This window comes from Mycobacterium pinniadriaticum (assembly GCF_026242045.1).
Lineage (GTDB): Bacteria > Actinomycetota > Actinomycetes > Mycobacteriales > Mycobacteriaceae > Mycobacterium > Mycobacterium pinniadriaticum.
Window position 1 is genome coordinate 20,009 of record NZ_JAPJDO010000042.1, and the last position, 17,029, is coordinate 37,037.

Annotated in this window: 14 protein-coding genes; 12 read left to right on the top strand and 2 right to left on the bottom strand. The window is 68.4% G+C overall.

Annotation, left to right across the window (positions count from 1 at the left end; all coding sequences use genetic code 11):
* Complete coding sequence (locus ORI27_RS28065) at positions 1 to 795, top strand: rhomboid-like protein (protein WP_266000398.1); 795 nt, start codon at positions 1 to 3, stop codon at positions 793 to 795.
* Positions 796 to 849: 54 nt separating this feature from the next.
* On the opposite strand, the gene ORI27_RS28070 is transcribed toward ORI27_RS28065, so the two are convergent.
* Positions 850 to 1,449, bottom strand: a complete 600-nt coding sequence (locus ORI27_RS28070; RefSeq protein ID WP_266000399.1) for a TetR/AcrR family transcriptional regulator — start codon at positions 1,447 to 1,449, stop codon at positions 850 to 852.
* A 58-nt stretch (positions 1,450 to 1,507) separates the two neighbouring features.
* Between ORI27_RS28070 and ORI27_RS28075 the strand changes: the two genes are divergently transcribed.
* Positions 1,508 to 3,082 (top strand): phytoene desaturase family protein, encoded by a 1,575-nt coding sequence (locus tag ORI27_RS28075; protein WP_266000401.1) that lies wholly within the window; start codon positions 1,508 to 1,510, stop codon positions 3,080 to 3,082.
* Positions 3,083 to 3,186: 104 nt separating this feature from the next.
* Here ORI27_RS28075 and ORI27_RS28080 read toward each other — a convergent pair whose 3' ends face one another.
* The gene (locus tag ORI27_RS28080; protein ID WP_266000402.1) at positions 3,187 to 4,767 is read right to left on the bottom strand and encodes an FMN-binding glutamate synthase family protein; all 1,581 of its coding nucleotides are present in this window, start codon (positions 4,765 to 4,767) and stop codon (positions 3,187 to 3,189) included.
* A 143-nt stretch (positions 4,768 to 4,910) separates the two neighbouring features.
* On the opposite strand from ORI27_RS28080, the gene pheS reads away from it, so the two are divergent.
* The 10 genes from pheS (at position 4,911) to argH (ending at position 17,019) form a co-directional block, all read left to right on the top strand.
* On the top strand, positions 4,911 to 5,954 hold the full coding sequence (gene pheS / locus ORI27_RS28085) for a phenylalanine--tRNA ligase subunit alpha (RefSeq protein ID WP_266000403.1): 1,044 nt from the start codon (positions 4,911 to 4,913) through the stop codon (positions 5,952 to 5,954).
* Complete coding sequence (gene pheT / locus ORI27_RS28090) at positions 5,954 to 8,455, top strand: phenylalanine--tRNA ligase subunit beta (protein ID WP_266000404.1); 2,502 nt, start codon at positions 5,954 to 5,956, stop codon at positions 8,453 to 8,455. Before pheS ends, pheT begins: the two co-directional genes overlap by 1 nt.
* 120 nt (positions 8,456 to 8,575) lie before the next feature.
* Positions 8,576 to 9,610, top strand: coding sequence for an N-acetyl-gamma-glutamyl-phosphate reductase (gene argC / locus ORI27_RS28095; RefSeq protein WP_266000405.1), 1,035 nt, complete (start codon positions 8,576 to 8,578; stop codon positions 9,608 to 9,610).
* A gap of 32 nt (positions 9,611 to 9,642) precedes the next feature.
* Positions 9,643 to 10,866, top strand: a complete 1,224-nt coding sequence (gene argJ, locus ORI27_RS28100; protein ID WP_266000428.1) for a bifunctional glutamate N-acetyltransferase/amino-acid acetyltransferase ArgJ — start codon at positions 9,643 to 9,645, stop codon at positions 10,864 to 10,866.
* Positions 10,863 to 11,732, top strand: coding sequence for an acetylglutamate kinase (gene argB / locus ORI27_RS28105; protein ID WP_266000406.1), 870 nt, complete (start codon positions 10,863 to 10,865; stop codon positions 11,730 to 11,732). Before argJ ends, argB begins: the two co-directional genes overlap by 4 nt.
* The gene (locus ORI27_RS28110; RefSeq protein ID WP_266000407.1) at positions 11,732 to 12,898 is read left to right on the top strand and encodes an acetylornithine transaminase; all 1,167 of its coding nucleotides are present in this window, start codon (positions 11,732 to 11,734) and stop codon (positions 12,896 to 12,898) included. The genes argB and ORI27_RS28110 overlap by 1 nt, the downstream gene beginning before the upstream one ends.
* Positions 12,895 to 13,824: an ornithine carbamoyltransferase gene (gene argF / locus ORI27_RS28115; RefSeq protein WP_266000408.1), complete on the top strand. Its 930-nt coding sequence runs from the start codon at positions 12,895 to 12,897 to the stop codon at positions 13,822 to 13,824. The genes ORI27_RS28110 and argF overlap by 4 nt, the downstream gene beginning before the upstream one ends.
* Positions 13,821 to 14,306, top strand: coding sequence for an arginine repressor (locus tag ORI27_RS28120; protein WP_266000409.1), 486 nt, complete (start codon positions 13,821 to 13,823; stop codon positions 14,304 to 14,306). Before argF ends, ORI27_RS28120 begins: the two co-directional genes overlap by 4 nt.
* Before the next feature lie 24 nt (positions 14,307 to 14,330).
* A complete protein-coding gene (locus ORI27_RS28125; RefSeq protein ID WP_266000410.1) occupies positions 14,331 to 15,533 on the top strand; it encodes an argininosuccinate synthase in 1,203 nt (400 codons plus the stop codon).
* A 73-nt stretch (positions 15,534 to 15,606) separates the two neighbouring features.
* Positions 15,607 to 17,019 carry an argininosuccinate lyase gene (argH, locus tag ORI27_RS28130; protein ID WP_266000411.1) on the top strand — a complete coding sequence of 471 codons (1,413 nt, stop codon included), beginning with the start codon at positions 15,607 to 15,609 and terminating at the stop codon, positions 17,017 to 17,019.
* The last annotated feature ends 10 nt before the right edge of the window (positions 17,020 to 17,029 follow it).

Sequence of the window (17,029 nt, forward strand, 5' to 3'; positions counted from 1 at the left end):
ATGTTTGTCGCAATACTGTCGCGGCTGGACCGCGTGCGGGTCACGTTGGGCTACACCGCCGCACTGTCGGCGGTGGCGGTCGCGCTGCTCGCGCTCGGCCCGCAAGTCCGTGACCAGGTTGTCTGGCATGCGAGCACCAATCTGCACAATCTCGGCGAAGGCCGTCTGGGCACCCTGATCGGCAGCGCGTTCGTCACCGAGCAGGGACCGATCTACGTCTGGCTGCCGGGCCTGTTCGCCATCCTCGGCCTGGCCGAGTTGCTGTGGCGCAGCCGCCGGATGGTGGTGGCGTTCGTCGTCGGCCACGTCGGTGCGACCTTGTTGGTCGCCGCCGGTCTGGCCGCGGCGCTGGCCGCCGGGCTGACGTCATGGTCGATCGTCAACGTGACCGACGTGGGGATGAGCTACGGGGCGGTCGGTGTGCTGGGCGCTCTCACCGCGGCGATCCCGCGGCGTTGGCGCGCGGGGTGGACCGGCTGGTGGGTGGCCGTGGCGGTCGGATCCGCGGCGATCTCGGGCGGCGACTTCACCAACGTCGGTCATGCGACGGCGCTGGTCCTCGGCATGGTCGTGGGCACCCGCTTCGGGCACCCCGCGCATTGGACGACCGCCCGCTATGCGCTGTTGGCGGTGGCGGCCTCGTTCGGCTACCTGATCATGGCCAACACCGGCCTGTCGGTCCTGGTGACGTCGACGCTCGGCGTGCTGGGTGCACTGGGGGCCGCCCGCGTCGCCCGCTGGCGAGCGGTGCGCCGGGCCTTGGCGGTAACGGCGGAGCCGCAACCCGCTACCTAGCGAATGTCAGTTATGACATCCACATAGTCATATGTGACATATGCTGCTGGCGTGCTAGTCCGACGGTGCCAGCGGAGCAAGGCCGCTCCGGACGAGGTCGACGCTGGCGGTGACCACTTCGCTCAGGTCGGTCGCACACCCCTCGCGGCCCCACCGCTCCACCGCGGTCACCAGGGCGGCCGCCAACGCGGCGCCGGCGACTTCCGCGATCAGGTCGACGTCGGGCAGATCGGTGTGCCGGCGCTTCACGAACTCGGTCAGCACCTCGGCGAACGAGGCCTGCACCACCCGGAGATGCCCTGCGGCGCGGTCGCCGTCGAGCAAGGTCGCCCGCAGGATCGCCGCCTGGCGGACGATTTCCAGGTCGTGTGGGAAGCTCACCACGCTGCCCAGTACGGCATCGAACAACGACTCCTTGGCGGGCCGTCGCGCGAGAGCCTCGGCGAACCACTCGAGCTGAGTCTCGTAGTCCTGGAACAGGACTGCCTCTTTGGTAGGAAAGTGCCTGAAGAACGTGCGCTGGGTGACGCCGGCCTCGTCGGCGAGCTGAGCGACCGTCACGTTCGCGAAACCGTCGCGGGCGAATCGTGCCACCGCCACTTCGCGAAGCGTCTCGCGCGTCGAGGTTCTGCGCCGTTCGTGCGGGCTCGTCATGACGGCATTTTCGCACGGTCGTTTTCGACAAATAGTGAAGAGGTGTGAGGAGAAGGCAATGAGCGATTACGACGCGATCATCGTCGGCGCCGGCCACAACGGCCTGACCGCGGCGACGATCCTGCAACGGGCGGGCCTGCGGACGGTGGTTCTGGAGCAGAACACCTATGCCGGCGGCATGGCGGCGACCGTTGAGTTGATCGACGGATTCCGTTACGAGATAGCCGGTTCGGTGCAGTTCCCCACCGCGCCGGAAGTCGCCGAGGCCTTGGAGCTGCACAGGATTCCGACGGTCCACTCGGAAGTGCAGTCGGTGAATCTTGGCGAGTCCGGGGAGGAGCCGATGATCCTCTACAGCGACCCGATGCGCTACATGACGCATCTGTCGGAGAAGCACGGTGCCGACGCGGTATTGGGCATGGGCAGGATGCTTGAATGGGCCACCGGTCCGGCGCGTGCGCTCGGCCGTTTCGAAGCGCGCACGCCACCGAAGACTCTCGATGAGATGTACGCCTGCGCGACAAACGAATCCGAACACCGCGCCATCCACGAGATGTTGTTCGGCAGCGCGATGGACGTGATCGACCGCAATTTTCCGGACAAGGACAAGTACGCGACGATCCGGGGCATGCTCGCCTTCCTGGCGATCAACTCCACCTATCGCGGCCCCTTCACCCCGGGAAGCGCGACGTGTCTGGCCTTCGCGATGGCCGTTCCCGATCTGAACGCCACGATGATGACCAAACTCGAAGGTGGCATCGGTGCGGTGTGTGAACACCTCACGAACCTGTTCATCGAGGGCGGCGGAGCAATCCGCTATCGGACCAAGGTCGATCAGATCGTCGTCGACAATGAACGCGTCACCGGCGTGCGATTGCGCGACGGGTCGGTGCTCAGCGCGCCGGTCGTGATATCCAACCTGTCCCCGGACCTCACGCTGATCGACATGGTCGGCACCGAGCACCTGCCCGGCGATCTGGTTGAGCGTCTCGCCGGACGCGACCATCGCGCCACCTTCATCCAGATGCATTTCGCCCTCGACGGGTTGCCCAGGTTCGCCGCGCCCTACGAGATGCTCAACGAGCCGGGTATGCAGCAGTCGGTCGGGGTGTTCGGCTCGCCGGAAGAACAGCAGCGACAGTGGGAGATGGCCCGGGCGGGGATGCTTCCGGACAATCCCTCATTCGGGATGCAGATTCCGTCGGTGTCCGACCCATCGCTGGCGCTGCCGGGTATGCACGCCGCCAGCGCGTACGCCTACGGCTTCCCGGTCGAGGCCCCACGGGAGCAGCATGGGCGGCTCAAGAACGAGATGGCGGAGCGCGTCATCGACAAGATCACGAAGTTCGCGCCGAACTTCAAGGACATTCAGATCCGCCACATCACCTTTGCGCCGTACCACATGCAGACGATGTTCGCCGCACCCGACGGGGACTTCTGCCACGGTCTGTTGCATCCCGATCTGATGGGGCCGAACCGGCCGGGACCCAAAGGATTTAACGATATTCCGATTCCGATTGCCGGGCTCTACCTCGGGGGTGCCGGCTGCCATGGCGGGCCGGGTATCACGTTCGTCCCCGGGTACAACGCCGCCCATCAGGCACTGGACGATCGGGCGGCATCAGCCGGCTAGTGCCTCGTGACTCAGACTGTGCCGACCGTGCGGGTCAGCGGTGACGATCGTTGCCGGTTGCATCGAGAACCCGCACGCTCGGCGCGCGGCGGTGTCGCAAACGACTAACGGAACTCCTCGGCGCACGCCTCGACCCAATCCGAGCGCCACGACTCCGGCGGGTCGTCGAGCAACTCGCCGGGCATCAGCCAGTCGTACAGCTCGGCGTAGGTGCGGGTGTGCTGGCCCTGGATGCGGCGGTTGAGCATCGCCGGTTCGAGTTCGTCGAACCCGCTCAAGCCCATCGAGGCGACGATCTGGGCGGCGCTGGCCACGGTGGCCCGCTGGAAGTTGACCACCCGTGCGGTCTTGTCCGGGACGTAAAGGGACCGGGATCGGGCCTTGTCCTGGGTGGCCACCCCGGTGGGGCACTTGTTGGTGTTGCACTTCATCGCCTGGATGCAGCCGATCGCGAACATCATCGCCCGCGCCGACATGGTGAAGTCGGCACCCTGGCAGATCCGGGTCACGATGTCCACGCCGGTGGCCACCTTGCCCGACGCTCCCACCCGGATGTGGCTGCGCAGCCCAGCCCCCACCAGGGCGTTGTGCACCAGCATCAGCCCCTCGGTCAGCGGCATGCCGATGTGGTCCTCGAATTCCTGTGGGGCTGCGCCGGTTCCGCCCTCGGAGCCGTCCACGATGATGAAGTCCGGCGTGATGCCGGTGTGCAGCATCGCCTTGCAGATCGACAGGAATTCGGTGCGCGCCCCGATGCACAGCTTGAACCCGATCGGCTTACCGCCGGACAGGCTGCGCAGCGTCGCGATGAAATGCGTCATCTCCAGCGGCGTGTGAAATGCGGTGTGCGCCGGCGGCGAGACCACGGTCTGGCCGATCGGCACACCGCGGGTCGCGGCGATCTCCGCGCTGACCTTCGCACCGGGCAGTACACCGCCGAGGCCCGGTTTGGCGCCCTGGGACAGCTTGATCGAGATGGCCTTCACCGACGCCAGCGCGGCCTTCTGCTCGAACAGTGCGGCATCGAAGTGCCCGTCGGCGTCGCGGCACCCGAAGTAGCCCGAACCGATCTCCCAGATCAGATCGCCGCCGTGCTTGAGGTGATACGGGCTGATCCCACCCTCACCGGTGTCATGAGCGAACCCACCACGGGCCGCGCCGCCGTTGAGGGCTTCGATCGCGTTGCCCGACAGCGCCCCGAAGCTCATCGCCGAGACGTTGAGCAGCGCGATGTCATACGGCCGCGCACAGTCCGGGCCGCCCAGTCGCACCCGCGGCGCCAGCTCGTCGGCGAATCGGGCCCGCAGGGAATGCCGCAGGAATTCGTAACCCAGCGCGTTGACGTCGCGCTCGGTGCCGAACGGCTCCTCGCTCTTGGTCCCCTTGGCCCGCTCGTAGACCATGTCGCGGGTCTCCCGATCGAACGGGCTGGCCTCGGTGTTCGACTCGATGAAGTACTGCCGGATCTCCGGGCGCAGCGCCTCGGCCAGCCAACGGCTGTGCCCGAGCACCGGAAAGGACCGCAGGATGGAGTGCCGGGTCTGCAGCAGATCCCAGGTCCCCACCGCCGCGACCGCCGCGACGGGCACCGCCAGCAGCCACCACCACGGGCTGAACACCAGCGCCAGGGCGGCCACGGCCAGCGCTACGACCCATACGGCGGTGACGGCGAGAGCTCTGAGCATCGGGCATCCTTGGCTGGAACGGGGTCGGCGCTGCTGGCGGGGGGAAATGCCTGCGAGGCGTCATTCTGGCATCACCTATGATCGGCACTTGCGCCATATCCGTGGCGCAAACAACCCCGGCAGCGCAAGGAGAGTTTCGGCGCGTGGGTGAGCAACCCGTCGACCTGTCGCAAGAATCGTTGACCAAGGCCGTCAGCGCGGCCCGGCATGCCTTCGAACTGGCCGCCGACCTCGACGCGCTGGCTCGCGCCAAGACCGAGCACCTCGGCGATCGGTCGCCGCTGGCGTTGGCCCGCCAGGCGCTGGCCACGCTGCCCAAACAGGACCGCTCCGAGGCCGGCAAGCTGGTCAATGTCGCCCGCGGCGAGGCCCAGCGCGGCTACGACGAGCGGCTGGCGGTCTTGCGGGCCGAACGCGACGCGGCGGTCCTGGTGGCCGAGGCCATCGACGTCACCCTGCCCTCGACTCGCGAGCCGGTCGGGGCCCGGCACCCGATCACGATCCTGGCCGAGCACATCGCCGACACCTTCGTCGCGATGGGCTGGGAGCTGGCCGAGGGCCCCGAGGTCGAGACCGAGCAGTTCAACTTCGACGCGCTGAACTTTCCCCCCGACCACCCGGCCCGCAGTGAGTCCGACACCTTCCACATCGCCCCGGAGGGGTCGCGGCAGCTTCTGCGCACTCATACCTCTCCGGTCCAGGTGCGCACACTGCTGGACCGCGAGCTGCCGGTGTACATCGTCTCGATCGGACGCACCTTCCGCACCGACGAACTCGACTCCACCCACACCCCGGTCTTCCACCAGGTGGAGGGCTTGGCGGTGGATCGCGGCCTGACGATGGCGCACCTGCGCGGCACGCTGGACGCCTTCGCCCGTTCCGAGTTCGGCGCCGATGCCCGCACCCGGATGCGGCCGCACTTCTTTCCCTTCACCGAACCCTCGGCCGAGGTGGACATCTGGTTCCCCGACAAGAAGGGCGGCGCCGGCTGGGTGGAGTGGGGCGGCTGCGGCATGGTCAATCCGAATGTGTTGCGCGCCGCTGGTATTGACCCGGAGGTCTACTCGGGCTTCGCCTTCGGGATGGGCCTGGAACGCACGCTGCAGTTCCGCAACGGGATCCCCGACATGCGTGACATGGTCGAGGGCGACGTGCGGTTCTCGCTGCCGTTCGGGGTCGGGGTCTGATGCGCCTTCCCTATAGCTGGCTGCGCGAGGTCGTTCAGCGTGGCGCCCCCGGTTGGGACGTGGAGCCGCACGACCTGGAGCAGGCGCTGATCCGCGTCGGCCACGAAGTGGACGACATCATCACCCTTGGCCCGGTGAGCGGGCCGCTGACCGTCGGGCGGGTCACCGCCATCGAGGAGCTCACCGAGTTCAAGAAACCGATCAGGGCCTGCAAGGTCAACGTCGGTGGGGATGGTGACCGCGATATCGTCTGCGGAGCAACCAACTTCGCCGTCGGCGACCTCGTCGTGGTGGCCCTGCCGGGCACCACGCTGCCCGGCGACTTCCACATCGCCAGCCGCAAAACCTACGGCAGACTCTCGGACGGGATGATCTGCTCGGCCTCGGAAATAAGTCCAGCATTGGGTTTGGCAGCATCCGGGATCATGGTGCTGCCACCGGGGACGGCCGACCCCGGTGCCGACGCTGTCGCCCTGCTCGGTCTCGACGACGTCGTCTTCGACCTCGCCGTCACCCCGGACCGCGGCTACTGCATGTCGGTACGCGGCATCGCACGCGAGATCGCCTGCGCCTACGACCTGGACTTCGTCGACCCGGCTGACATCGTGCCACTGCCAGTCGAGGGTCCCGCGCTTCCGGTGACCGTCGAACCCGGCACCGGCGTCAGCCGGTTCGCGCTGCGCCCGGTCACCGGAATCGACCCGAACGCGCAGTCGCCGTGGTGGCTGCGCCGGCGGCTGATGCTGTCGGGCATCCGCCCGATCTCACCCGCCGTCGACGTCACCAACTACGTGATGCTCGAAATCGGCCACCCCATGCACGCCCACGACCGCAGCCGCATCAACGGCGAATTCATCGTCCGATTCGCCAGGCCGGGGGAGACCGTGGTCACCCTCGACGACATCGAGCGCAAGCTCGATCCCGGTGACGTGCTGATCGTCGACGACGTGGCGACCGCCGCCATCGGCGGTGTGATGGGCGCGGGCACCACCGAGATCGACGACGACTCAACCGACATCCTGCTGGAGGCCGCGGTCTGGGATCCCGCCGCGGTGTCGCGCACGATCCGCCGCCTGCATCTGGTGAGCGAGGCGGGCCGGCGCTACGAACGCTCCGTCGACCCCGCCATCTCGGTGGCCGCCCTGGACCGGTGCGCGACACTGCTCGCCGAGATCGCCGGCGGCACCGTCGATCCCGCGCTGACCGACTGGCGGGGTGATCCGCCCCGCGACGAGTGGTCGCCGCCGCCCGTGCGGATGTGCTTCGACCTGCCGGATCGGATGGCCGGGGTGGAGTACGAGGGCGGTGCAACGGTCAACCGGTTGACCCAGATCGGCGCCGATGTGGCCGAGGACGACGCCGACCCGGCCGTTCTCGTGGTCACTCCGCCGAGCTGGCGGCCCGATCTGGTTCAGCCCGCCGACCTGGTCGAAGAGGTACTGCGGCTGGAGGGGCTCGACAAGATCCCATCGGTGCTGCCGACCGCGCCGGCCGGTCGCGGACTGACGGCGGGGCAGAGGCGGCGCCGCGCCGTCGGCAAGTCGCTGGCCCTGTCGGGCTATGTCGAGGTGTTGCCCACCCCGTTCCTGCCCGCGGGGATCTTCGATCTGTGGGGTCTGCCCGACGACGATGCGCGGCGGGCCACCACCACGGTGCTCAACCCGCTGGAGGCCGACCGGCCGCACCTGGCGACGACGCTGTTGCCTGCGCTGCTGGAGGCGTTGACCCGCAACGTTTCCCGCGGCTTCGGCGATGTCGCGCTGTTCTCCATGGCGCAAGTGGTGCACCCCACCGACGAGACCAGGGGTGTCGACCTGATCCCGACGCATCGCCGGCCCAGCGACGAGGAGATCGCGGCGCTGGACGCCTCGCTGCCCAGCCAGCCCGTCCATGTCGGTGCCGTCCTGGCGGGTCTGCGGGAGCCGCGCGGCCCGTGGGGCCCGGGGCGAGTGGTGGAGGCATCCGACGCCTTCGAAGCGGTGCGGATCGTTGCCCGCGCCAGCGGGGTCGACGTGACCCTGCGGGCCGCCCAGTATCTGCCGTGGCATCCGGGCCGCTGCGCCGAGATCGTCGTCGACGGCCGGGTCGTCGGGCATGCGGGCCAGCTACACCCCGCGGTGATCGAACGCTCCGGCCTGCCGAAGGGGACCTGCGCGGTCGAACTCTGCCTCGATTCCGTGCCGATCACCGAGTCCTTGCCTGCCCCGCGGGTCTCGCCGTTTCCGGCGGTGTTCCAGGACGTCAGCCTGGTGGTGTCCAATGAGGTCGCGGCCCAGGCCGTGGTCGACGCGGTGCGCGACGGCGCCGGGGAGTTGCTGGAGGACGTGGCGCTCTTCGACGTCTACACCGGGCCGCAGATCGGTGCGGACCGCAAGTCGCTGACCCTGGCGCTGCGGTTCCGGGCGCCGGATCGGACGCTGACCGAGGACGAGGCGAGCGCGGCCCGCGCCGCCGCGGTCGCTGCGGCCGCGGCGGCGGTCGGGGCGGTTCAGCGCACCTGACCCGTCGCCGCCGCCCAAACCGACGTTTCGCAGGACTTGTGCGAGTAGATCGCAGCATTTCGTCGATCTCGGCGAGTAATTAGTTTGCATCATACTGCATAACCATGCAGAATCGAGCGCATGACTTCGGTAGCGGTCGCCGGCGCCAGCGGCTACGCCGGCGGTGAGATCCTGCGCCTGTTGCTCGGCCATCCGGCGTACGCGGAGGGTCGCCTGACCATCGGTGCGCTCACCGCCGCCGCCAGCGCGGGCACCCACCTGTCCGAGCATCACCCACACCTGTTGCCGCTGGCCGGCCGGGTTCTCGAGCCGACCGAGCTGGACGTCCTGGCCGGCCACGACGTGGTGTTCCTGGCCCTGCCGCACGGCCATTCCGCGGCTCTGGCTGAACAGCTCGGCGAGGACACCCTGATCGTGGACTGTGGCGCCGATTTCCGGCTCACCGACGCCGACGACTGGCAGCGCTTCTACGGCTCCCCGCACGCGGGTAGCTGGCCCTACGGGCTGCCCGAACTGCCGGGTGGGCGGGATCGGCTGCGCGGCGCCACCCGGATCGCGGTACCCGGCTGCTACCCGACGGCCGCCCTGCTCGCTCTGCTGCCCGCGGTCGCCGAGGATCTTGTCGACCCGGCCGTCACCGTCGTCGCCGTGAGCGGCACCTCCGGCGCGGGCCGCGCGGCCAAAGTCGACCTGCTGGGCTCGGAGGTCATCGGATCGGCGCGGGCGTACAACATCGCCGGCGCGCACCGGCACACCCCGGAGATCGCTCAAGGCCTGCGCGCGGTGACCGACCAGGCCGTCACGGTGTCGTTCACCCCGGTGCTGATCCCGACATCGCGCGGCATCCTGGCCACCTGCACCGCCCGCACCCGGGCGCCGCTGTCCCAGATCCGCGTGGCCTATGAGAAGGCGTACGACGCAGAGCTGTTCGTGCACCTGCTGCCCGAAGGTCAGCTGCCCCGCACCGGTGCGGTGATCGGCAGCAACGCCGCGCAACTTGCCGTAGCCGTCGACGTCGACGCCGGCGTGTTGGTCGCGGTGTGTGCCATCGACAACCTGGTGAAGGGCACGGCGGGTGCGGCGGTGCAGTCGATGAACCTGGCGCTGGGCTGGACGGAGACCGAAGGGCTGTCGATCGTGGGGGTGGCACCGTGACTATCGGAGGGCAGGAGCGGAGCGACTCGGGAGTGATTACTGCGGCTGATACCAAACTGCTTCGCACTCAGGGGGTTACCGCGCCGGCCGGGTTCCGTGCCACCGGGATTGCAGCCGGTATCAAGGCCTCCGGCGCGCTGGACCTTGCACTGGTGTTCAACGAAGGCCCCGACTATGCGGCCGCCGCGGTGTTCACCCGCAATCAGGTCAAGGCCGCCCCGGTGCTGTGGAGCCAGCAGGTGCTCACCACCGGCCGGCTGCGCGCGGTGCTGCTGAACTCGGGTGGCGCCAACGCGTGCACCGGGCCGGGTGGCTTCCAGGACACCCATGCCACCGCCGAAGCCGTCGCGGCCGCGCTGTCGGACTGGGGCACCGAGACCGGACCCATCGAGGTAGCGGTCTGCTCTACCGGGCTCATCGGTGACCGGCTGCCTCTTGCCAGGGTCCTGGCCGGCGTCACCGAGATCGTCCACGAACTCGGTGGCGGGCTCACCGGCGGTGACGAGGCCGCGCGTGCCATCATGACCACCGACACCGTGCCTAAACAGGTTGCGCTGCACCACTCGATCGAGTCGGGGGAGAACTGGACCGTCGGTGGCATGGCCAAGGGCGCCGGGATGCTGGCACCGTCACTGGCCACGATGTTGGTCGTGCTGACCACCGACGCGGTCGCCGACGCCGCCGCGCTGGACACCGCGCTGCGCCGGGCCACCGCCAAGACCTTCGACCGCCTCGACGTCGACGGCAGTTGCTCGACCAACGACACCGTGCTGCTGCTGGCCTCCGGCGCCAGCGAGACCGCGCCCAGCCAAGAGGATCTCGACGCGGCAGTGCTGCGGGTATGCGATGACCTGTGCGCCCAGCTGCAAGCCGACGCCGAAGGCGTCACCAAGCGGATCGCGATCACCGTCACCGGCGCCCCGACCGAGGGCGACGCCGTCACCGCGGCGCGGATTGTCGCCCGCGACAGCCTGGTCAAGACCGCGCTGTTCGGCTCCGACCCGAACTGGGGCCGGGTGCTGGCCGCTGTCGGGATGGTGCCGTTCGAGATCGACCCCGCGCGGATCACCGTGTCGTTCAACGGCTTCCCGGTCTGCATCGACGGTGCCGGTGCACCCGGCGCCCGAGACGTGAGCCTGGCCGGTGCCGACATCGACGTCACCGTTGACCTCAAGCTCGGCGACGGGCAGGCGACGATCCGCACCACCGACCTGTCGCATGCCTACGTCGAAGAGAACTCGGCCTACAGCTCATGACCGCTACCGTGAACACCAAGGCCAAGATCCTCGCCGAGGCGCTGCCCTGGCTCAAGCAACTGCACAACAAGATCGTCGTCGTCAAGTACGGCGGCAACGCGATGACCGACGACCGGCTCAAGGCCGCGTTCGCCGACGACATGGTGTTCTTGCGCAACGCCGGCATTCATCCGGTCGTCGTGCACGGCGGTGGCCCGCAGATCAGCGCGATGCTCAAGCGGCTCGGCATCACCGGCGAATTCAAGGGCGGCTTCCGGGTGACCACCCCGGAGGTGCTCGAGGTCGCCCGAATGGTGCTGTTCGGCCAGGTCGGCCGCGAGCTGGTGAACCTCATCAACGCCCACGGCCCGTACGCGGTCGGGATCACCGGCGAGGACGCGCACTTGCTCACCGCGGTGCGTCGCGGGGTCACCGTCGACGGCGTGGTCACCGACATCGGCCTGGTCGGCGACGTGGAGCAGGTCAACACGGCGGCTGTCTTCGATCTCATTGCCGCCGGACGGATTCCGGTGATCTCGACGATCGCCCCCGACATCGACGGTGTGGTGCACAACATCAATGCCGACACCGCCGCCGCAGCGGTTGCCAGAGCGCTGGGTGCCGAAAGGCTGTTGATGCTCACCGACGTCGAAGGCCTCTATACCCGTTGGCCCGACCGGGATTCACTGGTCAGCCAGATCGACACCGATACCCTGACCGGCCTGCTGCCCGGCCTGGAGGCCGGCATGATCCCCAAGATCGAGGCCTGCCTGCGGGCCGTGGCGGGCGGGGTCCCCAGCGCGCATGTGATCGATGGCCGAGTCGAACATTGCGTTCTGGTCGAACTGTTCACCGATGAAGGCGCCGGCACGAAGGTGATTCCCTGATGACCCTCATTCAGAGATGGTCCGACGTCATGATGAACAACTACGGCACACCGCCGCTGGCACTGGTCAGTGGCGACGGCGCCGTGGTGACCGACGAGAACGGGAAGTCCTACCTGGACCTGCTCGGCGGCATCGCGGTCAACATCCTCGGGCATCGCCATCCGGCGATCATCGAGGCCGTCACCGCTCAGCTCAACACGCTGGGCCACACCTCGAATCTGTATGCCACCGAACCGGGTATCGCACTGGCCGAGGCGCTCGTCGACCAGCTCGACACCCCGGCCCGGGTGTTCTTCTGCAATTCCGGAACCGAGGCCAACGAGGTCGCCTTCAAGATCACCCGCCTGACCGGACGAACCAAACTCGTTGCCGCCCAGGGTGCCTTCCACGGCCGCACGATGGGTTCGTTGGCTCTGACCGGTCAGCCCACCAAACAGGCGCCGTTCGAACCGTTGCCGGGCTACGTCACCCACGTACCGTACGGGGATGCCGAGGCCCTCGCCGCGGCGGTCACCGAGGAGACCGCGGCGGTGTTCCTCGAACCGATCATGGGGGAGGGCGGTGTCGTGGTACCGCCGGAGGGCTACCTGGTGGCCGCCCGGGAGATCACCAGCCGCCACGGCGCGCTGCTGGTGCTCGACGAGGTCCAGACGGGGGTGGCGCGTACTGGAGCCTTCTATGCCCACCAGCACGACAGCATCACCCCCGACATCGTCACGCTGGCAAAGGGTCTCGGCGGGGGACTGCCGATCGGGGCCTGCCTGGCGATCGGCCAGACCGCCGAGCTGCTGACCCCGGGCCTGCACGGCAGCACCTTCGGTGGCAACCCGGTGTGCACCGCCGCCGCGCTCGCGGTGCTGAAGGTTCTCGCCGCCGAAGACCTGGTCAACCGTGCGGACCTGCTCGGCAAGACGCTCAGCCACGGCATCGAGTCGCTGGGTCATCCGCTCGTCGATCATGTCAGGGGCCGGGGCCTGCTGCGCGGGGTGGTGTTGACCGCCCCGCAGAGCAAGGCCGTCGAAACCGCCGCCCGCGGTGCCGGATTCCTGGTCAACGCCGCCGCACCCGATGTGGTCCGGCTGGCCCCGCCACTGATCGTCACCGAAACGCAGATCGATGGCTTCCTGGCGGCGTTACCGGCGATCCTGGATGAGGCGGTCCGATGAGCACCCTGCGGCACTTCCTGCGCGACGATGACCTGGCCCCCGCAGAACAGGCGGAGATCCTGGCGTTGGCCGCAACCCTCAAGAAGGAGCCGATGAGCCGGCGTCCACTCGAGGGCCCGCGCGGGGTCGCGGTGATCTTCGACAAGAACTCCACCCGCACCCGGTTCTCCTTCGAGATCGGTATCGCCCAACTCGGTGGGCACGCCGTCGTGGTCGACGGACGCGCCACCCAGCTCGGACGGGAGGAGACCCTCGAAGACACCGGACGGGTGCTGTCCCGCTACGTCGACGCCATCGTCTGGCGCACCTTCGCCCAGCAGCGCCTGGCCGCGATGGCCTCGGCGGCAACGGTTCCCGTGGTCAACGCGTTGTCCGACGAGTTCCATCCCTGCCAGGTGCTCGCCGATCTGCAGACCCTGGCCGAGCGCAAGGGATCCCTGAGCGGATTGCGGATGACCTACTTCGGTGACGGCGCCAACAATATGGCGGACTCGTTGATGCTCGGCGGAGTCACCGCCGGCATCCATGTCACCATCGCCGCACCGGCCGGATTCGAGCCACACCCGCTGTTCGTGGCCGCCGCCGAACACCGCGCTCGGCAGACCGGTGCCACCGTGACCCTGACCTCCGACCCGGTGGCCGGAGCCAAGGGTGCCGACGTGCTGGTCACCGACACCTGGACGTCGATGGGTCAGGAGAACGACGGCCTGGACCGAGTCGGGCCGTTCCGGCCGTTCCAGCTCAATTCCGGGCTGCTGGCTCATGCCGACTCCGAGGCTGTTGTGCTGCACTGCCTTCCGGCGCACCGCGGGCATGAGATCACCGATGAGGTGATCGACGGCCCGCACAGCGCAGTGTGGGACGAGGCCGAAAACCGGCTGCACGCACAGAAAGCGCTGCTGGTGTGGCTGCTGGAGCAGGCATGACCAGCGAGGTGAGCACCACCCGGGCCGGGCGCCAGGCCCGGATCGTGGCGCTGCTGTCCTCGCGGTCGGTGCACAGCCAGAGCGAACTCGCCGCCCTGCTGGGTGACGAGGGCATCGACGTCACCCAGGCGACGCTGTCGCGTGACCTCGAAGAGCTCGGCGCGGTCAAGCTGCGTGGCGCCGACGGCGGTGTCGGGGTCTACGTCGTGCCCGAGGACGGCAGCCCGGTGCGTGGGGTATCCGGGGGCACCGAACGCGTCTCACGCCTGCTCGGTGAGCTGCTGGTGTCCACCGACGCCAGCGGAAACCTGGCCGTGCTGCGCACCCCGCCCGGGGCGGCGCACTACCTGGCCAGCGCCATCGACCGGGCGGCGCTGCCCGATGTCGTCGGCACGATCGCCGGCGACGACACCATCCTGGTGGTGGCCCGCGAACCGATGACCGGGGCGCAACTGGCCACCATGTTCGAGACCATCCACTAGCGACTAACGACAAAGGAGCACTTCATGTCCGAACGCGTCATCTTGGCGTATTCCGGCGGCCTGGACACCTCGGTGGCCATCAGCTGGATCGGCAAGGAGACCGGCAAAGAGGTGGTGGCCGTGGCCATCGACCTCGGCCAGGGCGGCGAGGACATGGAAGTCGTTCGCCAGCGGGCCCTGGACTGCGGTGCGGTGGAAGCGGTTGTGGTCGACGCCCGTGACGAGTTCGCCGAGCACTACTGCCTGCCCGCCATCCAGTCCAATGCTCTCTACATGGACCGCTACCCGTTGGTGTCGGCGCTGAGCCGACCGCTGATCGTCAAGCACCTGGTGGCCGCGGCCCGCGAACACCGCGGCGGCATCGTGGCCCATGGCTGCACCGGCAAGGGTAACGATCAGGTGCGCTTCGAGGTCGGTTTCGCCTCCCTGGCACCGGATCTGGAGGTGCTTGCCCCGGTCCGCGACTATGCGTGGACCCGGGAGAAGGCCATCGCGTTCGCCGAGGAGAACGACATCCCGATCAACGTCACCAAGCGCTCGCCGTTCTCCATCGACCAGAACGTGTGGGGCCGTGCGGTGGAAACCGGTTTCCTGGAACACCTTTGGAATGCACCGACGAAGGATGTGTACGACTACACCGAGGACCCGACGCTCAACTGGAACACCCCGGACGAGGTGATCGTCGGTTTCGAACACGGCGTGCCGGTGTCTATCGACGGCAACCCCGTCAACGTGCTGGAGGCCATCGTCGAGCTCAACCGGCGCGCGGGTGCCCAGGGTGTCGGCCGTCTCGATGTCGTCGAGGACCGGCTGGTCGGGATCAAGAGCCGCGAAATCTACGAAGCCCCCGGTGCGATGGTGCTGATCACCGCGCACACCGAGCTCGAGCACGTGACGCTGGAACGCGAACTCGGCCGGTTCAAGCGCACCACCGACCAGAAGTGGGGTGAGCTGGTCTACGACGGCCTGTGGTTCTCGCCGCTCAAGCGGTCGCTGGAGGCGTTTGTGGCCGACACCCAGGAGCATGTGACCGGCGAGATCCGGATGGTGTTGCACGGCGGGCACATCGCCGTCAACGGCCGTCGCAGCCCGACCTCACTGTACGACTTCAACCTGGCCACCTACGACGAGGGGGACACCTTCGACCAGTCGTCGGCCAAGGGCTTCGTGCACGTGCACGGCTTGTCGTCGAAGATCGCCGCCCGCCGGGACCTGAGCACCTCATGACCGCGAGCAGACGCAAAAGTAGCCAAATCCGCGGCGTGTCGCGGACCTTTGTGTCTGCTCGCAGGGGAGAACCATGAGCACCAACGAGGGGTCGCTGTGGGGTGGGCGGTTCGCCGACGGGCCCGCACCCGCGCTGGCGGCGCTGAGCAAGTCCACGCATTTCGACTGGGTGCTCGCGCCTTTTGACGTCGCCGCCTCCAAGGCGCACGCCAAGGTGCTGCACCGGGCGGGTCTGTTGACCGACGAGCAGCGGGACGGTTTGTTGGCCGGGTTGGACAGCCTGGGCCAAGACGTGGCCGACGGTAGCTTCACTCCGCTGGTCACCGACGAGGACGTGCACGGGGCACTCGAGCGTGGCCTCATCGACCGGGTCGGGCCTGATCTCGGCGGCCGGTTGCGCGCCGGGAGGTCCCGCAACGACCAGGTGGCCACGCTGTTTCGGATGTGGCTGCGCGACGCGATGCGTCGGGTCGCCGATGGCGCGCTCGAGGTGGTGTCGGCGCTGGCGACCCAGGCCGCCGCGCACCCGGCCGCGATCATGCCGGGCAAGACCCACCTGCAGGCCGCCCAGCCGGTGCTGTTGGCGCACCATCTGCTGGCCCATGCCCATCCGTTGCTGCGCGACGTCGACCGCATCGCCGATTTCGACGATCGCACCGCGGTTTCCCCGTACGGAGCGGGTGCGCTGGCCGGCTCATCGCTGGGATTGGACCCCGACGCCATCGCCGAGGAGCTGGGATTCGCGGCAGCGGCGGATAATTCGATCGACGCCACGGCATCCCGTGACTTCGCCGCCGAGGCGGCCTTCGTCCTGGCGATGATCGCCGTCGACCTGTCTCGGCTGGCCGAAGACATCATCCTCTGGAGCACAACCGAATTCGGCTACGTCACTCTGCACGACTCCTGGTCGACGGGCAGTTCCATCATGCCGCAGAAGAAGAACCCCGACATCGCCGAGCTGGCCCGTGGCAAATCCGGTCGACTGATCGGCAATCTCACCGGGCTGCTGGCGACCCTCAAGGCCCAGCCGCTGGCCTACAACCGTGACCTGCAAGAGGACAAGGAGCCGGTGTTCGACTCCGTCGCGCAGCTGGAGCTGGTGCTGCCCGCGATGGCCGGACTGGTCGCGACCCTGGGGTTCGACACCGACCGGATGGCCGCGTTGGCACCGGCCGGCTACACACTTGCCACCGATGTCGCGGAATGGCTGGTACGCCGCGGAGTGCCGTTCCGGGTGGCACACGAAGCCGCCGGGGCGGCGGTGCGCGTCGCCGAGGGTCGCGGGGTCGGGCTCGACGAGCTCACCGATGCGGAGCTGGCCCAGATCAGCGGGGATCTCACCCCCGAAGTGCGTGAGGTGCTGACCGTCGAGGGATCGGTGTCATCCCGCGACGCCCGCGGCGGTACGGCGCCGACGCAGGTGGCCAACCAGCTGAAGGTCGTGCGCGAGACCGCGGATCGATTACGAATCAGACTGCGCCGATGACTGCGGTCGC

Bases quoted from the DNA above. Each gene is read 5' to 3' on its own strand.
- ORI27_RS28065 (WP_266000398.1), top strand. From the start codon at position 1: ATGTTTGTCGCAATACTGTCGCGGCTGGACCGCGTGCGGGTCACGTTG.
- ORI27_RS28070 (WP_266000399.1), bottom strand. From the start codon at position 1,449: ATGACGAGCCCGCACGAACGGCGCAGAACCTCGACGCGCGAGACGCTT.
- ORI27_RS28075 (WP_266000401.1), top strand. From the start codon at position 1,508: ATGAGCGATTACGACGCGATCATCGTCGGCGCCGGCCACAACGGCCTG.
- ORI27_RS28080 (WP_266000402.1), bottom strand. From the start codon at position 4,767: ATGCTCAGAGCTCTCGCCGTCACCGCCGTATGGGTCGTAGCGCTGGCC.
- pheT (WP_266000404.1), top strand. From the start codon at position 5,954: ATGCGCCTTCCCTATAGCTGGCTGCGCGAGGTCGTTCAGCGTGGCGCC.
- argC (WP_266000405.1), top strand. From the start codon at position 8,576: ATGACTTCGGTAGCGGTCGCCGGCGCCAGCGGCTACGCCGGCGGTGAG.
- argB (WP_266000406.1), top strand. From the start codon at position 10,863: ATGACCGCTACCGTGAACACCAAGGCCAAGATCCTCGCCGAGGCGCTG.
- ORI27_RS28110 (WP_266000407.1), top strand. From the start codon at position 11,732: ATGACCCTCATTCAGAGATGGTCCGACGTCATGATGAACAACTACGGC.
- argF (WP_266000408.1), top strand. From the start codon at position 12,895: ATGAGCACCCTGCGGCACTTCCTGCGCGACGATGACCTGGCCCCCGCA.
- ORI27_RS28120 (WP_266000409.1), top strand. From the start codon at position 13,821: ATGACCAGCGAGGTGAGCACCACCCGGGCCGGGCGCCAGGCCCGGATC.
- ORI27_RS28125 (WP_266000410.1), top strand. From the start codon at position 14,331: ATGTCCGAACGCGTCATCTTGGCGTATTCCGGCGGCCTGGACACCTCG.
- argH (WP_266000411.1), top strand. From the start codon at position 15,607: ATGAGCACCAACGAGGGGTCGCTGTGGGGTGGGCGGTTCGCCGACGGG.